Source organism: Lysinibacillus sp. NPDC097287, from assembly GCF_044761695.1.
Classification (GTDB): domain Bacteria; phylum Bacillota; class Bacilli; order Bacillales_A; family Planococcaceae; genus Lysinibacillus.
On record NZ_JBIWCX010000014.1, the window covers coordinates 73842 to 90381 of the forward strand.

A 16540-nucleotide genomic window follows, 5' to 3' on the forward strand; every position below is an offset into this window, starting at 1 on the left:
CTCTTTATGTACTCGTAAGGAGCTATTTAATGAATTTGTGTTAATACGTATTCATAAATTTCTTCAGATGGTTTATCAAGTGCAATGGAGAACTCTGAAAATATCATTTCCTGCAAAGATTGAAGTATCTTTTCTTCTTGTTGCGGGAATTTTTTTTCAATAGAAATATATTCTAACTTTTTACGCATTAACGTATTCAAAAGGCTCGCTTGCTTTTGTCTGTCTCCAGACTTAATAATTTCTACATGAAGTTTCATACGATGTGTATTTTGATCAAGCCATTCAACACCAGGAGAAGTAAATGATTCTAAAATCTTGATTGCTTCTTCTTTATCAATAATGTCTCTTAGCTGTTTTTTAGCATTGTCAGTAGGGGTGCGGATTGTTAATTTTGAATCATTTAGTGGTTGCAAAACATAATAGGTTTGCGTAATGTCACTGTAGGTTTGTTCGCAGATATCTTCAATAGAACAAAGACCATGTGCTGCATAAATGACTACGTCGCCAACATTGTACATGTAAGGTCCCTCCATCAAACAATATTGTCAACTTAGTTGACTAATTTAATTATAGAGCAATTAGGTGTGTTTTGTCAACTTAGTTGACGATTCGTATATTTTTTTGTATAGTTGTTACGAAAAAATATGAAGTGAAGGTGGACTAGTTGATGATGGAATTACAGAATCTTGATGTAATTGATTTGTTGAGTGAACGTCACGCTATACTTCATCGACTGGTTGAAGATAAGTGGAATGAACATAATGAAATTTATATTTCCAATTCGGAATGGTATATTTTAGCGAGAATTTATAAAAAGCGACCAACTATTTCAGATGTCACAAAAAGCGTTGATATTTCTCGACAGGCAACTCATAAATTTATTAAAAGATTGCAGGAAAAAGGATTAGTAGAGGTCACTAATGTAGAACATAGTAAAAAGCATAAAGCGATTCGTATGACTAAGTTCGGTGAAGAGTGCTATGAAAAGAATAAGCTTCTAAAGATTGAGATTGAACAGCAGCTAGTTAATGTCATTGGAGAAGAGCAAGTGACGAATCTGAAAAATATATTAAAGCTAGATTGGGGTATGGAGCGTTTAGAGGCGTAAAACCCGTATAAGATAGGTGCTATAAACAAAAACTACTATATATTAGTTAGGTTTTTGCGAAAGAGAAGTTAAAGGTGGTTAAGATGTCGATGACTAGACCGACGATTTTAGTATTAGGTGCTGGCTACGGTGGCCTCACGACGGTAGTAAATTTACAGAAACAATTAGGTGCGAATGAGGCAAATATCGTATTAGTAAACAAAAATGATTATCATTATGAAACTACATGGTTGCACGAAGCTGCTGCTGGTACGATTGCTGAATCGAAAGCTCGCTACGATATTTCAAATGTGGTCAACCATAGTAAGGTTTCTTTTGTGAAGGCAACAGTACAGAAAATCGACGTGCAAGCGAAAAAAGTGATTACTACTGATGGGGACATGACCTACGATTATTTAGTTATTGGTCTTGGCTTTGAAGGTGAAACATTCGGTATCCCAGGTTTAGATAAGTACGCCCTATCACTTACTAGCTTAAATGCTGCACGTGATGTTCGTGAGCATATTGAATACCAATTCGCGAGTTGGTCATTAGATGAAGAAAAAGATGATAGCAAGCTTACATTTGTTGTTGGTGGTGCAGGCTTTACAGGTATTGAGTTTTTAGGAGAGCTTGGTAATCGTGTTCCAACGCTGTGTAAGGAATTTAATGTTCCTCAAGAGAAGGTACGTATCCTATGTGTGGAAGCAGCACCAATGGTATTACCTGGATTTGATGAAGAGCTTGTAGAATATGCTGTAGCACAGTTAAAGAAAAAAGGTATTGAGTTTTCTATAGGCACACCTGTTGTCGAAGCGACTCCAGAAGGCGTGAAGATTAAAGTTACTGAAGAGGAATTCAAATTTGTGAAGGCGCGAACGGTCGTATGGGCGGCAGGTGTTAGAGGCAATCAATTAATCGAAACTTCTGGTATTGAAAATAATCGTGCGCGTGTACGTGTAGAGAAAGATATGCGTGCGCCTGGCTTCGATGATGTATTTGTAGTAGGAGATTGCGCATTCTTATTTAATGAGGAAGCAGATCGTCCATATCCACCAACTGCCCAAATTGCGATGCAGCAGGCAGTTGTGGTTGCTAAAAACATCGTGCATTTGATGAAAGGTGAAGAAACTGTTGTATTCGTTCCAGAATTAAAAGGTTCTGTTTGCTCTCTTGGTCATAATGACGCGATAGGCGATGCACTTGGACGTAAATTCACAGGTAAAACTGCAGCTGCACTAAAGAAGGTTATTGATAACCGCGCGTTATTCTTAGTCGGTGGTCCAAGCTTAGTTGCGAAAAAAGGGAAGTTTAAATTTCTTTAACTGAATAGATAATTTCACAAATAAAGGCTGTCCAAAAAGTCTTTTCAAAGCATAACAATTAGCTTTCTATATGGTAAAAACCCGCTACGCTTTCCGCGGGCAAGGCACGAGCCGCATCGCCCGCTAACGCTCCCTGCTGGGTCTCGTGCTCTTGCTTTTCCCGCAGGAGTCTACGCGGGTTTTTTACCTGTATATCAAAAATAACATTCTTTATTTCTCGTCATTTGATCTTAAAATTCTGAATTTATTATTCTAATTATACATATCAAGAAGTTATAATCATTAGATAGAGGTGAAGGTAGATGAGAAAAGAAAGAGGTAAGGTTTGGTTAGGGGTAGCGGGTGTAGTTGTCAACGAACTTGGGCAATGGCTCGTTGTAAAAAAAGCCTATAGTGGATTAAAAGGGCGTTGGTCTTTACCAGCTGGTTTTGTGAATGAGGGAGAAACCGTTGATGATGCAGTTTTACGGGAATTAAAAGAAGAGACAGGCATTGATTGTTTTGTGTCTGGTTTAATTGGATTCCGCTCAGGCGTTATTCGCGATGAAATCAGTGACAACATGGCTATCTTTTATTGTCGAATGAGAGATGAAGAACAGCCATTATTTATACAAGAAGATGAATTACTTGAAGCAAGATGGTTGTTTCCACAGGAGCTTGCACAAGATGAAATGACATCTGTTATGCTGAAAGAAATGGTGTCCAACCAATTTGAAAAGCATCAGTTGGAAATGATCAATGGCATTAATCCGGGCGATGTGTTTGGCTATTCCTCGTATAAATTATTTTTTAGAAAATGATTTATAGGGTGGAGAAATGCATGCACAATTTGTTTTTTACGGTAGCTTTTTTCTAATTATATAAATATGGAAAACTAGTGAAATCAAGGGCTTGTTCATTGAAAGTGCTGCTTGTATCATGTAGACTAGTGAGAGGAAAACGGAGGTTATACATACATGGATGGTCCAGTTTCATTAGTACAGTTAATCATTTCGGTGGTGTTATTTTTCGTCATGTTTTTCGGTATCGGATTCTTATTGAATATGTTACTGCGAATGACGTGGTTAATGGCGGTTGTGTATCCAATCGTTGTTGTCTTTATTGTTGATGATGTAAGCTTTTTAGATTATATTTTTAAACCAGGATCTGCATTTCCAGCACTTTTAGATAAATTGCAAGCGCTACAAATTGTAGATATTGCTATTTTATCAGGTGGATTTGCTGGTGCAATTGTTGCTGGTATTGTGATGAAGATTTTACGAAAAAATGGTTATCGCATGTTCTAATAAAAAAGGTGCCTTCCTTGCGAAGGCACCTTTTTTATAGTACGAATTGATAAGTGATGACGGCTATAAATATTCCTGTCAAAGCTCCGAAAAATACTTCGCTTCGCTTATGACCAAGCAATGTTTTTAACTCTTCAAGCTTCTCTTCGCCACCCATTTTAGGCCAATCTTTAATGTCTTTTACAAGCGTTTGGAAATCCTTACGTAGCTGATTTAAAATTACTGCATGCTGGCCTGCTTGATAGCGTACACCACTTGCGTCATACATCACGATAAAAGAGAACATGGCAGCTACTGCAAAAATGGGAGAATCCAGTCCCGTTTCGTAAGCAATAGCGGTTGTCAGTCCAGTTACTGACGCAGAGTGTGAACTAGGCATACCACCAGTTGAAGTGAACAATGCAAAATTCAACTGTCTCGTCATTAAAAAGTGGATAGGAATTTTAACAAATTGTGCGAAAATAACTGAAAAGAGGGCAACCAGTAAAGGAGTGTTTTGAAGTAAGCCCATTGTCATCACAACCTTTAAGTAGGATTACTTATAGTATAACATTCGTCATTTTCTAAAAAAAGGCGGGGCTAAATTTTTCGATCATTTTCAAGGGTTTGGTATAATAAGGGATAGTGATTGGGGGAATTTACATGCGCATTATAAAAGAGGCAAAAACATTTGAAACGATTTCTACGGAATTACTAATCGTAGGGGTCCAAAAACATCGAGAACAAATGCACAATTGGGCAAGTTTCACATCATTTTATGGAGAAGCGATTGAGTCTTGGATTTTTGCAGGCGATGTATCAACTGGACTTAAAAAAATTACGAAATTACCTTTCATTAAAGAGCATATGGCACTTAAACGTGTTCTGTTCGTAGGTCTTGGCGATCAGAAAACGTTAACAGAAGAGCATTTACGCGAAGCATTTGGCTTGGTTGGAAAAGAATTAAAAGCACTTAAAGTAAAGGACTATTCGATTTGGATGGAATCATTTGCAACCAAAGAAATCAAAGTAACAGATGTGGCATATTTAGCGGGTGAAGGTATGGGGCTTGGATATTATTCAATTCCTCATTATAAAACAACGTCAAATGAAATCGATACACGTATTGATGATGTGTACCTTGTGACAGAGTCAGAAGATTTAGATGCAGTTGTTGCAAGCTTCGAGGTTGGTGTCATTTATGCGGATGCTGTGAACGAAGCGCGTTGTTTAATTAATTTGCCGCCTAATCTTTTGACAGCTACAGACTTAGCAAATTATGCGGAGGCTCTTGCACATAAATATGGATTTGAAGTTGAAATTTTAGATAAAGCGCAATTAGAAGAGATTGGTATGGGCGGGATTTTAAGCGTCAATCAAGGCTCAACGGAAGAACCACGCTTAATAACATTAAAATATAGAGCGACTGATGATTTTGCAGATCCAATCGGGCTAGTAGGAAAAGGTGTCACTTATGATACAGGCGGTTACTCATTGAAACCACCAGCATCAATGGTTGGCATGAAAGGCGATATGGGTGGCGCAGCAGCAGTACTTGGTGCTATGAAAATTATCGGTGAATTACGCCCAAAGAAAAACGTCGTAGCTGTTATCGGTTCTACGGATAACATGGTGTCTGGTATGGCGTTTAAACCAGATGATGTCATTACAACGTATAGTGGCAAAACAGTCGAAGTTTTAAATACGGATGCGGAAGGTCGCCTAGTGCTAGCAGATGCTATGACGTATGCAAAACAACAAGGGGCTACTTCTGTCATTGACATTGCTACATTAACAGGTGGTGTCATTACAGCGCTAGGCATGGATAAAACCGGAGCACTTTCAAATAATGATATGTTCTTTGCTAAATTTATGGAAGCATCAAAAGAAACAGGTGAATTCGTATGGCGTATGCCTTTAACTGAAAGTGATAAAAAGCGCATTCGTAAATCTGATTTAGCGGATTTAAATAACTCACCGGGTCGAGATGGTCATATGATTTTCGGCGGCGGATTTGTTGGCGAATTTGCAGGAGATACACCTTGGATTCACTTAGATATCGCTGGTACATCTGACGCTACGACTGCGCATGATTTAGGACCTAAAGGTGGTACCGGTGTAATGGTGCGCACATTAGCAAGCTTTATCCAACGATTAGGTGAAGAAAAATAAGGTAGGCGATGTACACGCGGTATATGTACTTTCTTTCATACGATAGAGTAAAAAGGGGAGGTAACAGATACCTATGTTTGGATATCCAGGAGGCTTCTTATTACCATTTGGTGTGCCGTTTGCTGGCGGATTTTTAGGCAGTTTTCTAGGTCAACAGTTCAATCGATATCCGTACTATCAAAATTACCCGAACTACCCATATTATCATAATCGACCACCATATTATCAGCCATATCGTAGACCGTGGTAAAAGCATCATAGCTTACGGGAAAATATATATACAATTATCCAATCATTTGCCGGTAGTATATCGGTGACTGGTTGGATATTTTTTTGAAAGAATAAGGTTCATCACCAATACTAGTGGTTGATTTCCGTTACGCCAGCGTGCTTTCCTGGGGGCGTCCGATAAGCCGCTTCACTCGCTATGCTCGCTCCAGGGTCTTATCTGTGACGCTGATCCCCAAGGAGTCACGCTGGCTCCACTCCAATCAACAAATGCTTTATTTAAAATGGCAACCCCACTTCTCTTAAATAAACATAAATTAGAGAGTATAACTTTTTATTGAAGTCTAGGCATTCAGGTCAGCTGTTCAGTAATCCGAAATGTAGGGGAATGTTCCTTTCATGAGAGAAGTGATCCGAAAAACGAAGGGGAATCAGTCATTCATTTAATAAAATTTTTAATGTGGTAAATCAAGTGTTGACAGAATATACTAAATTGTATATTATTCTTAGTATATTACTAAGGATTCAAAATAACTCGGCTGACTAGATAACTAGAGGCTCTTATTATTCGCAGGCATTACGTAGCCTTTGTGGATAATGGGGGCCTCTTTTTGTCCTTCTAGAGAAGCCTCGCTTCAAGTAATAACATATGAGGCTAAAAGGAGTGTGGAAGTATGGGATTAGTTTATATAGTCGGTGCAGGTCCTGGAGATGTGGATCTTATAACAGTAAAGGGTTTGCGTTGTATTGAGGCTGCAGATGTCATTTTGTATGACCGACTTATTAATAAAGATTTATTAGCATATGCAAAAAAGGATGCAAAACTGATTTTTTGTGGCAAGCTACCAAATCGTCACGCCATGATTCAAGAGAATATCAACCAATCACTTGTGCACTATGCGCAGCAAGGGCTTGTTGTCACAAGATTAAAAGGGGGTGACCCATTTGTCTTCGGAAGAGGGGCCGAAGAAGCAGAGGTGCTTGCAGAGCATGGCATACCGTTTGAAATTGTACCTGGTATTACTTCTGGAATAGCAGCACCAGCTTATGCGGGAATTCCTGTAACACATCGTGATCTAAGCTCAAGCTTTGCAATTGTCACTGGGCATATGCGAGAGGGAAAAGACGATTCAATTCAGTGGGAAAGTCTAGCGAAAGGTATCGATACGATTGCGATTTATATGGGGGTTGGGAATCTTCCATATATCCGTCAACAACTACTCAAATATGGGCGTGACGAACAAACGCCAGTAGCACTTGTCCACTGGGGAACATTTACTAAACAAAAAACGATTACTGGTACCTTAGCCAATATTGTAGATGTAGCTCAGCGTGAAAATATAAAAAACCCTAGCATGATATTGGTCGGAGAAGTTGTTGCATTACGCGAGAAGATTCAATGGTTTGAGCAAACGAATCTTCAGTCTCAGCTACAAGAAATTTCAATTTAAGGAGTGTTTTCATGCAAGCCATTTTATATATCGCACATGGAAGTCGCGTAAAGGCTGGTGTGGAGCAAGCCATTTCTTTTCTTCAGCGTGTGCAACAAGAAGTTGACACACCCATTCAAGAAATCTGTTTTTTAGAGTTAGCACAACCAACGATTGCGCTAGGGGTAGAAACCTGTGTTCAACGCGGTGCTACTACAATTGCGATTGTTCCGATTTTACTATTGGCTGCTAAGCATGCAAAAGAAGATATTCCGGAAGAGGTAGAGCAGGCAAAAGCACTGTTTCCAAACATACGATTTACATACGGAGAGCCATTAGGTGTGCATGAGTTATTGATTGATACACTTCAAGCCCGTATCGTCGAGACACAAGTACCAAATGAAGGTGCACGTGTTTTACTAATTGGACGTGGTAGTAGTGATCCGGCAGTAAAACAAGATTTAGCCACCATTGCAGCAAGGTTGGGTGACAAATATTCCCACACAACAGTGGATACATGCTTCTTGTATGGAGCAGGTCCTACTTTTGAGGAGTGGCTACAGCAAGAAAGGCATATGCAAAGTCGCGTTTTTATTGTGCCGTATTTATTATTTACAGGTTTATTGAGACAGGGAATTACCAAGAGATTAGTAGGCTATGAGGAATCGAACTTTATCTTATGTGAAAGCTTGGGGTATGACGACAATGTTAAACGAGTTTTACTGGAGCGAATACATGAGGTGTTAGCGCTCTAAAATTTTTAGAGTAGGTGATTAATAATGGTAGATAAAAAGCAGGAAAATATAAATCTAGCATTAAATAATGTCCGGGAAATTTTAAAGACAGTGAGCCATGGTTCCATTACTTTAATTATACAGAATTCCTATGTAGTGCAAATCGAGAAGAAAGAAAAAATTCGTCTAAGATAATTTTTAGACAGATCATTTGTGAGGTGGCAAAGTTTGAAACTGCAAGTAATTAATAGTCCATTTAGTGAGGATCAGGTGAAGCTTTTAAATGAGCTTCTTCCTAAATTAACCGTAGAACAAAAATTTTGGTTGAATGGTTATTTAAGTGCACCGCAAGCAACGATTGATGGGATTGTAGAAGAAGTACCACCAGCTGTTGCACCGATTACTAAAACGGTAACGATTTTATATGGCTCTCAAACAGGCAATAGTCAGGGGCTAGCTGAAAAATATGCAGCCACATTAAAGCAAAATGATGTGGAAGTAACAATCGCGTCTTTAGCAAAATTTAAGCCCAATAATTTAAAGAAAACGACGAACCTATTACTGGTTGTTAGTACGCATGGTGAGGGTGAGCCGCCAGATCAAGCTATCCAGTTTTACGAATTTTTACACAGTAAGCGTGCACCAAAATTAGATCATCTTCATTATTCGGTGTTGGCACTAGGTGACAGTTCGTACGAATTTTTCTGTAAAACAGGGCAAGATTTTGATGAACAGTTCGCAAATTTAGGCGCAACTCGCATCGCCCCGCGTGTAGATTGTGATTTAGAATACGACGAGCCCGCAGCGCAGTGGTTCTCAACTGTACAGCAGGAACTACTACAGAGTACAAATGACGAGATAGTACCTGAGCAAACAGCGGTGGTACAAGGAGAATCTACGTACTCTCGCAAAAATCCATACTATGCAGAGGTACTGGAAAATATCAATTTAAATGGCCGTGGCTCAAACAAAGAAACGTATCATGTCGAGCTAGCTATTGAAGGAGCTAACTTTAATTTTGAACCTGGAGATAGCATCGGCATTCATCCGGAAAATGAAGAATCGTTAGTAGATGCGCTACTAACAGCATTGCAATTTGATGGTCAAGAAAAGGTAACAGTATTTGAAGAGACGTTATCGTTAAAAGAAGCATTACAGAAAAAGGTAGAAATCACTGTTTTATCGAAGCCATTGTTGCAAAAAATTAGTGCGTACACAGTGCATAAAGATTTTTCTAAACTACTTGAAGATGATGCTGCTCGAAAAGAGTATGTGTATGGGCGTGATTTGCTTGATGTTGTGCAAGACTTCGCTCCGTTTACATGGGATGCACAGCAATTTGCTAAGTTATTACGAAAAATTCCGGTACGTCTCTATTCAATTGCGAGCAGTCAAAAAGCGAATAATGAAGAAGTGCATTTAACAATCGGTAAGGTGAGTTATGAAACAAATGGTCGAGTACGTCATGGTGTATGTTCTGGTAGCATTGCAGAACGCATTCAAGTGGGCGACACATTGCCAATTTACGTTCATCGAAATCCGAATTTCAGACTTCCAGAACAAGAGGATACACCCATTATTATGATTGGTGCAGGTACGGGGATTGCGCCATTCCGAGCGTTTTTAGAGGAGCGTGAGGAACTTGGTGTCAACGGAAAGTCGTGGCTATTCTTCGGTGACCAGCACTTTATGACGGACTTCTTGTACCAAACAGACTGGCAACGCTGGCTAGCATCAGATACATTAACGCATATGGATGTAGCCTTCTCACGCGACACAGATAAAAAAGTGTATGTCCAACATAAAATCGAGGAACATGCCACAACTATCTACGAATGGCTTGAGCAAGGTGCCGTGATCTATGTATGTGGTGATGAAAAAACGATGGCAGCTGATGTCGATAAAACTTTACAACGTATTATTGAACAACAAGGTCAAAAAACTGCTGAAGAGGCAAAAGCCTTTGTGAATGAGTTAAAACAACAAAAACGCTACCAACGTGACGTTTATTAATGAAGGAGCGAGAACAATGACTGATAAAATCATTTTACCCCCACAGGCGGGTACACCTAGTGATGTAGAACGGATTAAAACCGAAAGTAATTACCTGCGAGGTACACTGGAACGCACAATGAATGATCCATTAAGTTCAGGAATTCCAGAAGATGATAATCGTCTGATGAAATTCCACGGCAGTTACTTACAGGATGATCGTGATCTTCGTAATGAACGTCAACGCCAAAAACTAGAACCTGCCTATCAATTCATGGTGCGCGTGCGTACACCAGGTGGAGCTGCAACTGCTGCACAATGGCTTGTAATGGACGAAATGGCTACAAAGTATGGTAATGGTTCATTAAAGTTAACGACACGTCAAGCCTTCCAAGTTCACGGTATTTTAAAATGGAACGTCAAAAAATACATGCAGGAAATTAATGACATACTACTGGATTCTCTTGCGGCATGTGGAGACGTCAATCGAAATGTAATGTGTAACGTTAATCCAAACCAGTCGGCGTTGCATGAGGAAATTTACAACTGGTCAGCAAAGTTAAGTGAGCATTTACTGCCAAGAACGCGTGCATACCATGAGCTTTGGTTAGATGGAGAAAAAATTGTTGATAGCCAAGACGAAGAAATCGAACCGATTTACGGTGCGCAATATCTACCACGTAAATTTAAAATTGGTATTGCTATTCCACCAAGTAATGATGTCGATGTGTATTCACAGGATATTGGTCTAATTGCGATTGTGGAAGAAGGTAAGCTAGTTGGTTTTAACGTAGCGGTTGGTGGTGGTATGGGTATGTCGCATGGTGATAATGAAACGTATCCACAATTATCTCGCTTGATTGGTTTTATAACACCAGATAAGTTACTTGAAACAGCGGAGAAAATTATTACGATTCAACGCGATTACGGTAATCGTTCGTCGCGTAAAAATGCGCGCTTTAAATATACAATTGATGCTCGTGGTCTTGAATGGTTTAATACCGAATTGCATCGTCGACTTGGTTGGGAAATTCAGCCTGCACGTCCGTTTACCTTTGAACGTACAGGAGATGAATTTGGCTGGATTAAAGGTGCTGATGATAAATGGCATTACACATTATTCATCCAAAATGGTCGTATTAAAGATTTTGAGGATTACAAGCTTCTAACTGGTCTACGAGAAGTTGCAAAAGTACATACAGGTGACTTCCGTTTAACACCAAATCAGAATCTAATGATCAGTAATGTATCGTCGCAGGAGAAGCACGCAATCTCTGCTATTATTGAACAATATAAGTTAACAGATGGTGCGCACTATTCAGCACTTCGTCGAAATGCGATTGCTTGTGTATCTTTACCAACTTGTGGTTTAGCTATGGCTGAAGCGGAGCGTTACCTGCCGTCGCTCATCACAAAGATTGATACAATTATTGATGAAGCGGGTCTACATGACACAGAAATTGTCATTCGTATGTCTGGTTGTCCAAATGGTTGCTCGCGTGCAGCCATGGGCGAAATCGGCTTTATAGGCAAAGGACCAGGGAAGTATAATTTGTATCTTGGTGCAAGCTTTACGGGTAATCGTTTAAACAAAATATACCGTGAGAATATCGGGGAAGAGGAAATTCTAGCAGAGCTTCGTCCTATTCTTCTACACTTTGCAAAAGATCGTTTAGAGGGTGAGCATTTCGGTGATTTTGTTATCCGTCTGGGCTATGTAGAAGCGGTGTATGATGGTCGACAGTTTCATAATCAATCCTTAACAGTGATTCCCGAGAATTGTTAAAATTAAAATACGCTACAAAGTCTTTGACTAGACTTTGTAGCGTATTTCTTTTTAGAGGTTAAGAGCTCGATACATAAATGCCACGAATTGCGCGCGTGTTACGGGCTCATTTGGTCTGAAGTTACCGTTGTCGCCTAATACAATGCCTTAATGTGCGAGTGTAGCGATGGCTTTAAATGGAGAAATCCTCAGGGGTGAACACTTTTAATTGCTTTGGTTTTACAAATACATGATCGCCGACTTTCAACTGAAGGGTATGAAACTGTTCCTTTGAAAGCTCCGCCTCTAAATACTCATCCATATCTTCACGACGTAATTCAATTTGTACAATAGGGCCGAGTAAATGAATATGACTTACTGTTCCAGGGACTGTGCCTGTTACAGCTGTTTTTTCAATTTGAATATCGTGTGGGCGTACGTAGCCAACTGCATCGTTCTGCGTATGAGCAAGTAAATTAGGAACATCAATGGCAAATTCACCATGTGTTAGTTTGCCATTCTGTAAGCGCCCTTTAAAGAGGTTGACATTGCCTAAAAAATCATACACGAACGGACTATTTGGATGTGTGTATACTTCATCTGGACTGCCAATTTGCTCGATTTTTCCGTTATTCATCACGACGATACGATCTGCTACATCTAGTGCTTCCTCTTGGTCATGAGTTACAAAAATACTCGTAATGTGAAAGTCGTCATGAAGTTTTCGTAGCCAACGTCGTAATTCCTTACGCACTTTGGCATCGAGTGCGCCGAATGGTTCGTCTAGCAGTAGCACCTTAGGCTCGACAGCGAGAGCCCTTGCAAGTGCGACACGTTGACGCTGACCACCTGAAAGTTGTGTCGGATAACGATCTGCAAAATTTTCAAGTTTCACAAGTTGTATAAGTTCCATCACTTTCGCTTCGATTTCAGCCTTAGAAGGTCTTGTTTTACGCGGTCGCACTTTTAGTCCATATGCTACATTTTCAAATACCGTCATATGTCGAAATAATGCATAGTGTTGGAATACAAACCCGACATTACGCTCCTTTGGGTGATGATTTGTAATCGACTGGCCGTCAAAGAAAATTTCTCCGACATCGGATGTTTCGAGCCCTGCAATAACGCGCAATAATGAGGTTTTTCCTGAACCAGACGGACCAAGTAGGGCAATGAGTTCTCCGGATTGAATGTCGATAGAAATATCTTGCAAAGCTTGAAATGTACCGAAACGTTTTGAAACGTTTTGAATTTGAATGCTCAAGGGGTAGTACCTCCTACTTAAACTGATTTTGATTTCCAATCTACAATGTCTTTTATTACGAGCGTTATGATAGCCAATACGCTCATAAGTGAAGCGACGGCAAAAGCAGCTGCAAATTGGTATTCATTGTATAAAATTTCGATATGGAGCGGCATTGTATTCGTAATGCCGCGGATATGACCAGAAACAACAGAAACAGCACCGAACTCACCGATAGCACGCGCATTACATAAAATCAGACCATAGAATAATCCCCATTTTATGTTCGGCAAAGTTACATGCCAAAACGTTTTAAAGCCGCCTGCCCCGAGTGAGATGGATGCTTCCTCTTCTGTTGTTCCCTGAGCTTGCATAAGTGGAATGAGCTCACGAGCCACAAAGGGTAATGTCACGAAAACAGTAGCCAACACGATACCTGGTAGGGCAAAGATAATTTTAATATCATTGGCAAATAGCCATTCCCCGAATAACCCTTGTGCACCGAATAATAGTACAAAGACAAGTCCTGCAATGACGGGGGACACCGCAAAAGGCAAATCCACAATTGTTAGTAATATATTTTTCCCTCTGAAGTTGAACTTTGTAAGAGCCCATGCGGCCATAACACCAAAAACAGCATTTAATGGCACCGCAATAGCAACGACTGTTAGAGTTAGTTTTATGGCAGATAGCGCATCGGGGTGGGTAATTGCATCGAAATAGACCTCCGAACCTTTTTGAAATGCTGTGATAAAAATAGAAACAAGTGGTAGCACGATAAAGAATGATAAAAAAGCTAATGCAATAATTGTTAATGTATAACGTATAAATCTTGGTTCCTGTAATGCACATTTATTTGGAACGGTTTGTTTGGTGGAAGTAGAATGTTCCATAATAGCCTCCTAATGCATAAACCGACGATTCGCCAGCCATTGCATAATATTGATTGTTAACAGTAAGACAAAGGAAGTGATAAGCATGACTGATGCAATAGCAGTAGCGCCAGCATAGTCATACTGTTCAAGCTTTGTCATAATAATCAGCGGTGTAATTTCCGTTTTCATCGGCATATTTCCAGCAATAAATACGACCGAACCATATTCACCGAGCGCACGCGCAAATGCTAGCGAAAAGCCTGTTAAAATAGCAGGCGCCAGTTCAGAGAAAATAACTTTCGTAAAAGTTTGTAAGCGTGTTGCGCCAAGACTAGCAGAGGCTTCCTCAACTTCCGAGCTAATATTTTGTAAAACAGGTTGAACTGTACGAACAACAAAGGGAAGCCCGATAAACGTCAGTGCGATAATAATGCCTAAGGGGGTAAAGGCAATTTTAAAATCAAAAAACTGCCCAATCCAACCGTTTGGTGCATACAAAGACGTTAAGGCAATCCCAGCAACAGCCGTTGGTAAGGCAAATGGTAAATCAACAAGTCCATCGATGATTCGTTTTAATGGAAAATGGTATCGTACCAATACCCAAGCGATAATGGTGCCAAATACTACATTGAGTAAACCTGCAGCCAGAGCAGTACCGAAGCTTAGCTTATAGGAAGCAACTGCCCGTGGATCACTTACAATATCGATGAAATCTGCCCAGCTTAAGGACATCGTGTTAATAAATATCATCGATAGTGGCAGCAATACGAGTAAGCTAACATAGAGCATCGTATAGCCAAGGGAAAGATGGAAGCCAGGAATAATGCGAGCTGGCTTCTTTTTTAGTGTCAAGCTACCCATGAAAAGCCTCCTTATGATTGCGGTACATAAATTTCATCGAATGTGCCGCCATCTTTAAAGTGCGTTGCTTGGGCTTCTTTCCAACCGCCAAAATCTGCAATAGAAATTAACTCAAGCTCGGGGAATTGATCTTTGTATTTTGCTAGTATTACTTCATTACGCGGACGATAGTAGTTCGCTGCAGCTATTTCCTGACCAGCATCACTATACAAATGTTTTAAGTATGCTTCAGCCACTTCGCGAGTACCTTTTTTTTCTACAATCTTATCGACAACAGCTACGGGTGGCTCAGCTAAAATACTTAAAGAAGGTGTTACGATTTCGAATTCATCTTTCCCTAACTCATTAAGCGATAAATACGCCTCATTTTCCCAAGCTATTAGGACATCGCCAATTTCACGTTCTACGAATGTTGTCGTTGAACCACGTGCACCAGAATCTAAAACTTCCACATTGCTATATAGGGCAGTCATAAATTCCTTCACTTTGGCCTCATCATTAGAATAAAGTTTTTTTGCATAGCCCCAAGCAGCTAAGTAATTCCAACGTGCACCACCTGACGTTTTTGGATTTGGTGTGATGACGGACAGATCTTCTTTCGTTAAGTCATTCCAATCCTTTATAGCTTTTGGATTGCCTTTACGTACTAAAAAAACAATTGTGGATGTGTAAGGTGTAGAATTGTTTTCAAATTCTGTTTGCCAGTCTTTATTTAAGAGTTCACGCGTTTGCGAAATTTCATCGATATCATAGGCAAGTGCAAGTGTTACAACATCCGCCTCTAGCCCATCAATCACCGCACGCCCTTGCTTACCAGAGCCTCCGTGCGACTGTTTGATGGTAACATCTTGACCTTGTTCTTCTTTCCATTTGGCGACAAAGTCTTTGTTAAATTCTTCGTATAGTTCACGGGTTGGATCATAGGATACATTTAATAGTTCTACAGGATCCTTGTTTTCCGCTGTACTTCCATCTTTTTCGGAAGAACTGGTAACACCGCATCCTGTTAAAGCCAGCGTTAGTGCTGATAATAAAGCTATCGTTTGCAAAATAGGTTTTCTTTTTGTCATTAAAAATCTCTCCTTTTTTGTCATGGAAACACAAAAGGCCATCTCTTAATCTGCGTTGTAGCAGTTTAAGGAGATGGCCTTCAGGTAGCCTGATCAGCGTTATGATTGGTATTCACTTCAGTGCACGTTAAAGCTTATTTACACATTAAACCTACATTTCCGATTAGTCAACAGGGTATTTAAAATAATTTTTGAGTGGAGAATTTAATTCATTTGGGATCATCGCCAAAATATGTGCTTGATGTAGAGTAAACACTACTATAAGTAAGTACATGGAACGGTAGGCTCGCCCCCTGGAAAGCGTCCGCCTGTAGAGGAATGTGCTTTCAAGTACAGATTTTTGTGTAGAGCCTTCATTTGAATTATATTTTATTTACTTTACAAAACCTAGTTGACTACTTGGTGTAATGTAGTATATATTGGTAATAGGAAAAGTGATTGTGGAATGAGGTAAAAGATTACCAGTGCACAATCGTCTGTAAGGAAAGCGATT

18 protein-coding genes are annotated in these 16540 nt (G+C 39.8%); 11 read left to right on the forward strand and 7 right to left on the reverse strand.

What is annotated here, in order from left to right; all coding sequences use genetic code 11:
- Window positions 1–26 precede the first annotated feature (26 nt).
- On the reverse strand, window positions 27–518 hold the full coding sequence (locus ACIQ2D_RS17595; RefSeq protein WP_402866299.1) for a CarD family transcriptional regulator: 492 nt from the start codon (window positions 516–518) through the stop codon (window positions 27–29).
- A 149-nt stretch (window positions 519–667) separates the two neighbouring features.
- Between ACIQ2D_RS17595 and ACIQ2D_RS17600 the strand changes: the two genes are divergently transcribed.
- From ACIQ2D_RS17600 to ACIQ2D_RS17615, 4 genes are all read left to right on the forward strand, one after another.
- The gene (locus ACIQ2D_RS17600) at window positions 668–1108 is read left to right on the forward strand and encodes a MarR family winged helix-turn-helix transcriptional regulator (protein WP_402866300.1); all 441 of its coding nucleotides are present in this window, start codon (window positions 668–670) and stop codon (window positions 1106–1108) included.
- 89 nt (window positions 1109–1197) lie between these two features.
- Entirely contained in the window at window positions 1198–2412 is a 1215-nt protein-coding gene (locus ACIQ2D_RS17605; RefSeq protein WP_402866395.1) for an NAD(P)/FAD-dependent oxidoreductase, read from the forward strand.
- 302 nt (window positions 2413–2714) lie between these two features.
- Complete coding sequence (locus tag ACIQ2D_RS17610; RefSeq protein ID WP_402866302.1) at window positions 2715–3212, forward strand: NUDIX hydrolase; 498 nt, start codon at window positions 2715–2717, stop codon at window positions 3210–3212.
- A 156-nt stretch (window positions 3213–3368) separates the two neighbouring features.
- Window positions 3369–3698 (forward strand): YuiB family protein, encoded by a 330-nt coding sequence (locus ACIQ2D_RS17615; RefSeq protein ID WP_402866304.1) that lies wholly within the window; start codon window positions 3369–3371, stop codon window positions 3696–3698.
- 34 nt (window positions 3699–3732) lie between these two features.
- Here the strand turns inward: ACIQ2D_RS17615 and ACIQ2D_RS17620 are convergent, their stop codons facing one another.
- The gene (locus ACIQ2D_RS17620) at window positions 3733–4215 is read right to left on the reverse strand and encodes a divergent PAP2 family protein (RefSeq protein WP_402866306.1); all 483 of its coding nucleotides are present in this window, start codon (window positions 4213–4215) and stop codon (window positions 3733–3735) included.
- A gap of 125 nt (window positions 4216–4340) precedes the next feature.
- On the opposite strand from ACIQ2D_RS17620, the gene ACIQ2D_RS17625 reads away from it, so the two are divergent.
- From ACIQ2D_RS17625 to cysI, 7 genes are all read left to right on the forward strand, one after another.
- Window positions 4341–5849: a leucyl aminopeptidase gene (locus ACIQ2D_RS17625; protein WP_402866308.1), complete on the forward strand. Its 1509-nt coding sequence runs from the start codon at window positions 4341–4343 to the stop codon at window positions 5847–5849.
- A 73-nt stretch (window positions 5850–5922) separates the two neighbouring features.
- A complete protein-coding gene (locus tag ACIQ2D_RS17630; protein ID WP_402866310.1) occupies window positions 5923–6099 on the forward strand; it encodes a uroporphyrin-III methyltransferase in 177 nt (58 codons plus the stop codon).
- Window positions 6100–6751: 652 nt separating this feature from the next.
- Window positions 6752–7528: a uroporphyrinogen-III C-methyltransferase gene (cobA, locus tag ACIQ2D_RS17635; protein WP_402866311.1), complete on the forward strand. Its 777-nt coding sequence runs from the start codon at window positions 6752–6754 to the stop codon at window positions 7526–7528.
- An 11-nt stretch (window positions 7529–7539) separates the two neighbouring features.
- A complete protein-coding gene (locus ACIQ2D_RS17640) occupies window positions 7540–8262 on the forward strand; it encodes a sirohydrochlorin chelatase (RefSeq protein WP_402866313.1) in 723 nt (240 codons plus the stop codon).
- A 24-nt stretch (window positions 8263–8286) separates the two neighbouring features.
- Window positions 8287–8436, forward strand: coding sequence for a DUF2292 domain-containing protein (locus ACIQ2D_RS17645; RefSeq protein ID WP_402866314.1), 150 nt, complete (start codon window positions 8287–8289; stop codon window positions 8434–8436).
- A gap of 33 nt (window positions 8437–8469) precedes the next feature.
- Complete coding sequence (locus ACIQ2D_RS17650; protein ID WP_402866316.1) at window positions 8470–10254, forward strand: assimilatory sulfite reductase (NADPH) flavoprotein subunit; 1785 nt, start codon at window positions 8470–8472, stop codon at window positions 10252–10254.
- Between the two features lie 16 nt (window positions 10255–10270).
- A complete protein-coding gene (gene cysI, locus ACIQ2D_RS17655) occupies window positions 10271–12019 on the forward strand; it encodes an assimilatory sulfite reductase (NADPH) hemoprotein subunit (RefSeq protein WP_402866318.1) in 1749 nt (582 codons plus the stop codon).
- Between the two features lie 51 nt (window positions 12020–12070).
- Here cysI and ACIQ2D_RS17660 read toward each other — a convergent pair whose 3' ends face one another.
- From ACIQ2D_RS17660 to ACIQ2D_RS17680, 5 genes are read right to left on the reverse strand one after another with little or no spacing between them, the layout of a single operon-like run.
- Window positions 12071–12163 (reverse strand): S-layer homology domain-containing protein, encoded by a 93-nt coding sequence (locus ACIQ2D_RS17660; protein WP_402866397.1) that lies wholly within the window; start codon window positions 12161–12163, stop codon window positions 12071–12073.
- Between the two features lie 28 nt (window positions 12164–12191).
- On the reverse strand, window positions 12192–13262 hold the full coding sequence (locus tag ACIQ2D_RS17665; protein ID WP_402866320.1) for a sulfate/molybdate ABC transporter ATP-binding protein: 1071 nt from the start codon (window positions 13260–13262) through the stop codon (window positions 12192–12194).
- A 17-nt stretch (window positions 13263–13279) separates the two neighbouring features.
- The gene (gene cysW / locus ACIQ2D_RS17670; RefSeq protein ID WP_402866322.1) at window positions 13280–14134 is read right to left on the reverse strand and encodes a sulfate ABC transporter permease subunit CysW; all 855 of its coding nucleotides are present in this window, start codon (window positions 14132–14134) and stop codon (window positions 13280–13282) included.
- A 9-nt stretch (window positions 14135–14143) separates the two neighbouring features.
- Window positions 14144–14977: a sulfate ABC transporter permease subunit CysT gene (gene cysT / locus ACIQ2D_RS17675; RefSeq protein WP_402866324.1), complete on the reverse strand. Its 834-nt coding sequence runs from the start codon at window positions 14975–14977 to the stop codon at window positions 14144–14146.
- Between the two features lie 11 nt (window positions 14978–14988).
- On the reverse strand, window positions 14989–16047 hold the full coding sequence (locus tag ACIQ2D_RS17680; RefSeq protein ID WP_402866325.1) for a sulfate ABC transporter substrate-binding protein: 1059 nt from the start codon (window positions 16045–16047) through the stop codon (window positions 14989–14991).
- Window positions 16048–16540 lie beyond the last annotated feature (493 nt).

Coding starts and splice junctions, on each gene's coding strand:
- ACIQ2D_RS17595 (WP_402866299.1), bottom strand. CDS start 518: ATGTACAATGTTGGCGACGTAGTCATTTATGCAGCACATGGTCTTTGT.
- cysW (WP_402866322.1), bottom strand. CDS start 14,134: ATGGAACATTCTACTTCCACCAAACAAACCGTTCCAAATAAATGTGCA.
- cysI (WP_402866318.1), top strand. CDS start 10,271: ATGACTGATAAAATCATTTTACCCCCACAGGCGGGTACACCTAGTGAT.
- ACIQ2D_RS17630 (WP_402866310.1), top strand. CDS start 5,923: ATGTTTGGATATCCAGGAGGCTTCTTATTACCATTTGGTGTGCCGTTT.
- ACIQ2D_RS17610 (WP_402866302.1), top strand. CDS start 2,715: ATGAGAAAAGAAAGAGGTAAGGTTTGGTTAGGGGTAGCGGGTGTAGTT.
- ACIQ2D_RS17625 (WP_402866308.1), top strand. CDS start 4,341: ATGCGCATTATAAAAGAGGCAAAAACATTTGAAACGATTTCTACGGAA.
- ACIQ2D_RS17605 (WP_402866395.1), top strand. CDS start 1,198: ATGACTAGACCGACGATTTTAGTATTAGGTGCTGGCTACGGTGGCCTC.
- ACIQ2D_RS17645 (WP_402866314.1), top strand. CDS start 8,287: ATGGTAGATAAAAAGCAGGAAAATATAAATCTAGCATTAAATAATGTC.
- ACIQ2D_RS17600 (WP_402866300.1), top strand. CDS start 668: ATGATGGAATTACAGAATCTTGATGTAATTGATTTGTTGAGTGAACGT.
- cysT (WP_402866324.1), bottom strand. CDS start 14,977: ATGGGTAGCTTGACACTAAAAAAGAAGCCAGCTCGCATTATTCCTGGC.
- ACIQ2D_RS17680 (WP_402866325.1), bottom strand. CDS start 16,047: ATGACAAAAAGAAAACCTATTTTGCAAACGATAGCTTTATTATCAGCA.
- cobA (WP_402866311.1), top strand. CDS start 6,752: ATGGGATTAGTTTATATAGTCGGTGCAGGTCCTGGAGATGTGGATCTT.
- ACIQ2D_RS17620 (WP_402866306.1), bottom strand. CDS start 4,215: ATGACAATGGGCTTACTTCAAAACACTCCTTTACTGGTTGCCCTCTTT.
- ACIQ2D_RS17615 (WP_402866304.1), top strand. CDS start 3,369: ATGGATGGTCCAGTTTCATTAGTACAGTTAATCATTTCGGTGGTGTTA.
- ACIQ2D_RS17640 (WP_402866313.1), top strand. CDS start 7,540: ATGCAAGCCATTTTATATATCGCACATGGAAGTCGCGTAAAGGCTGGT.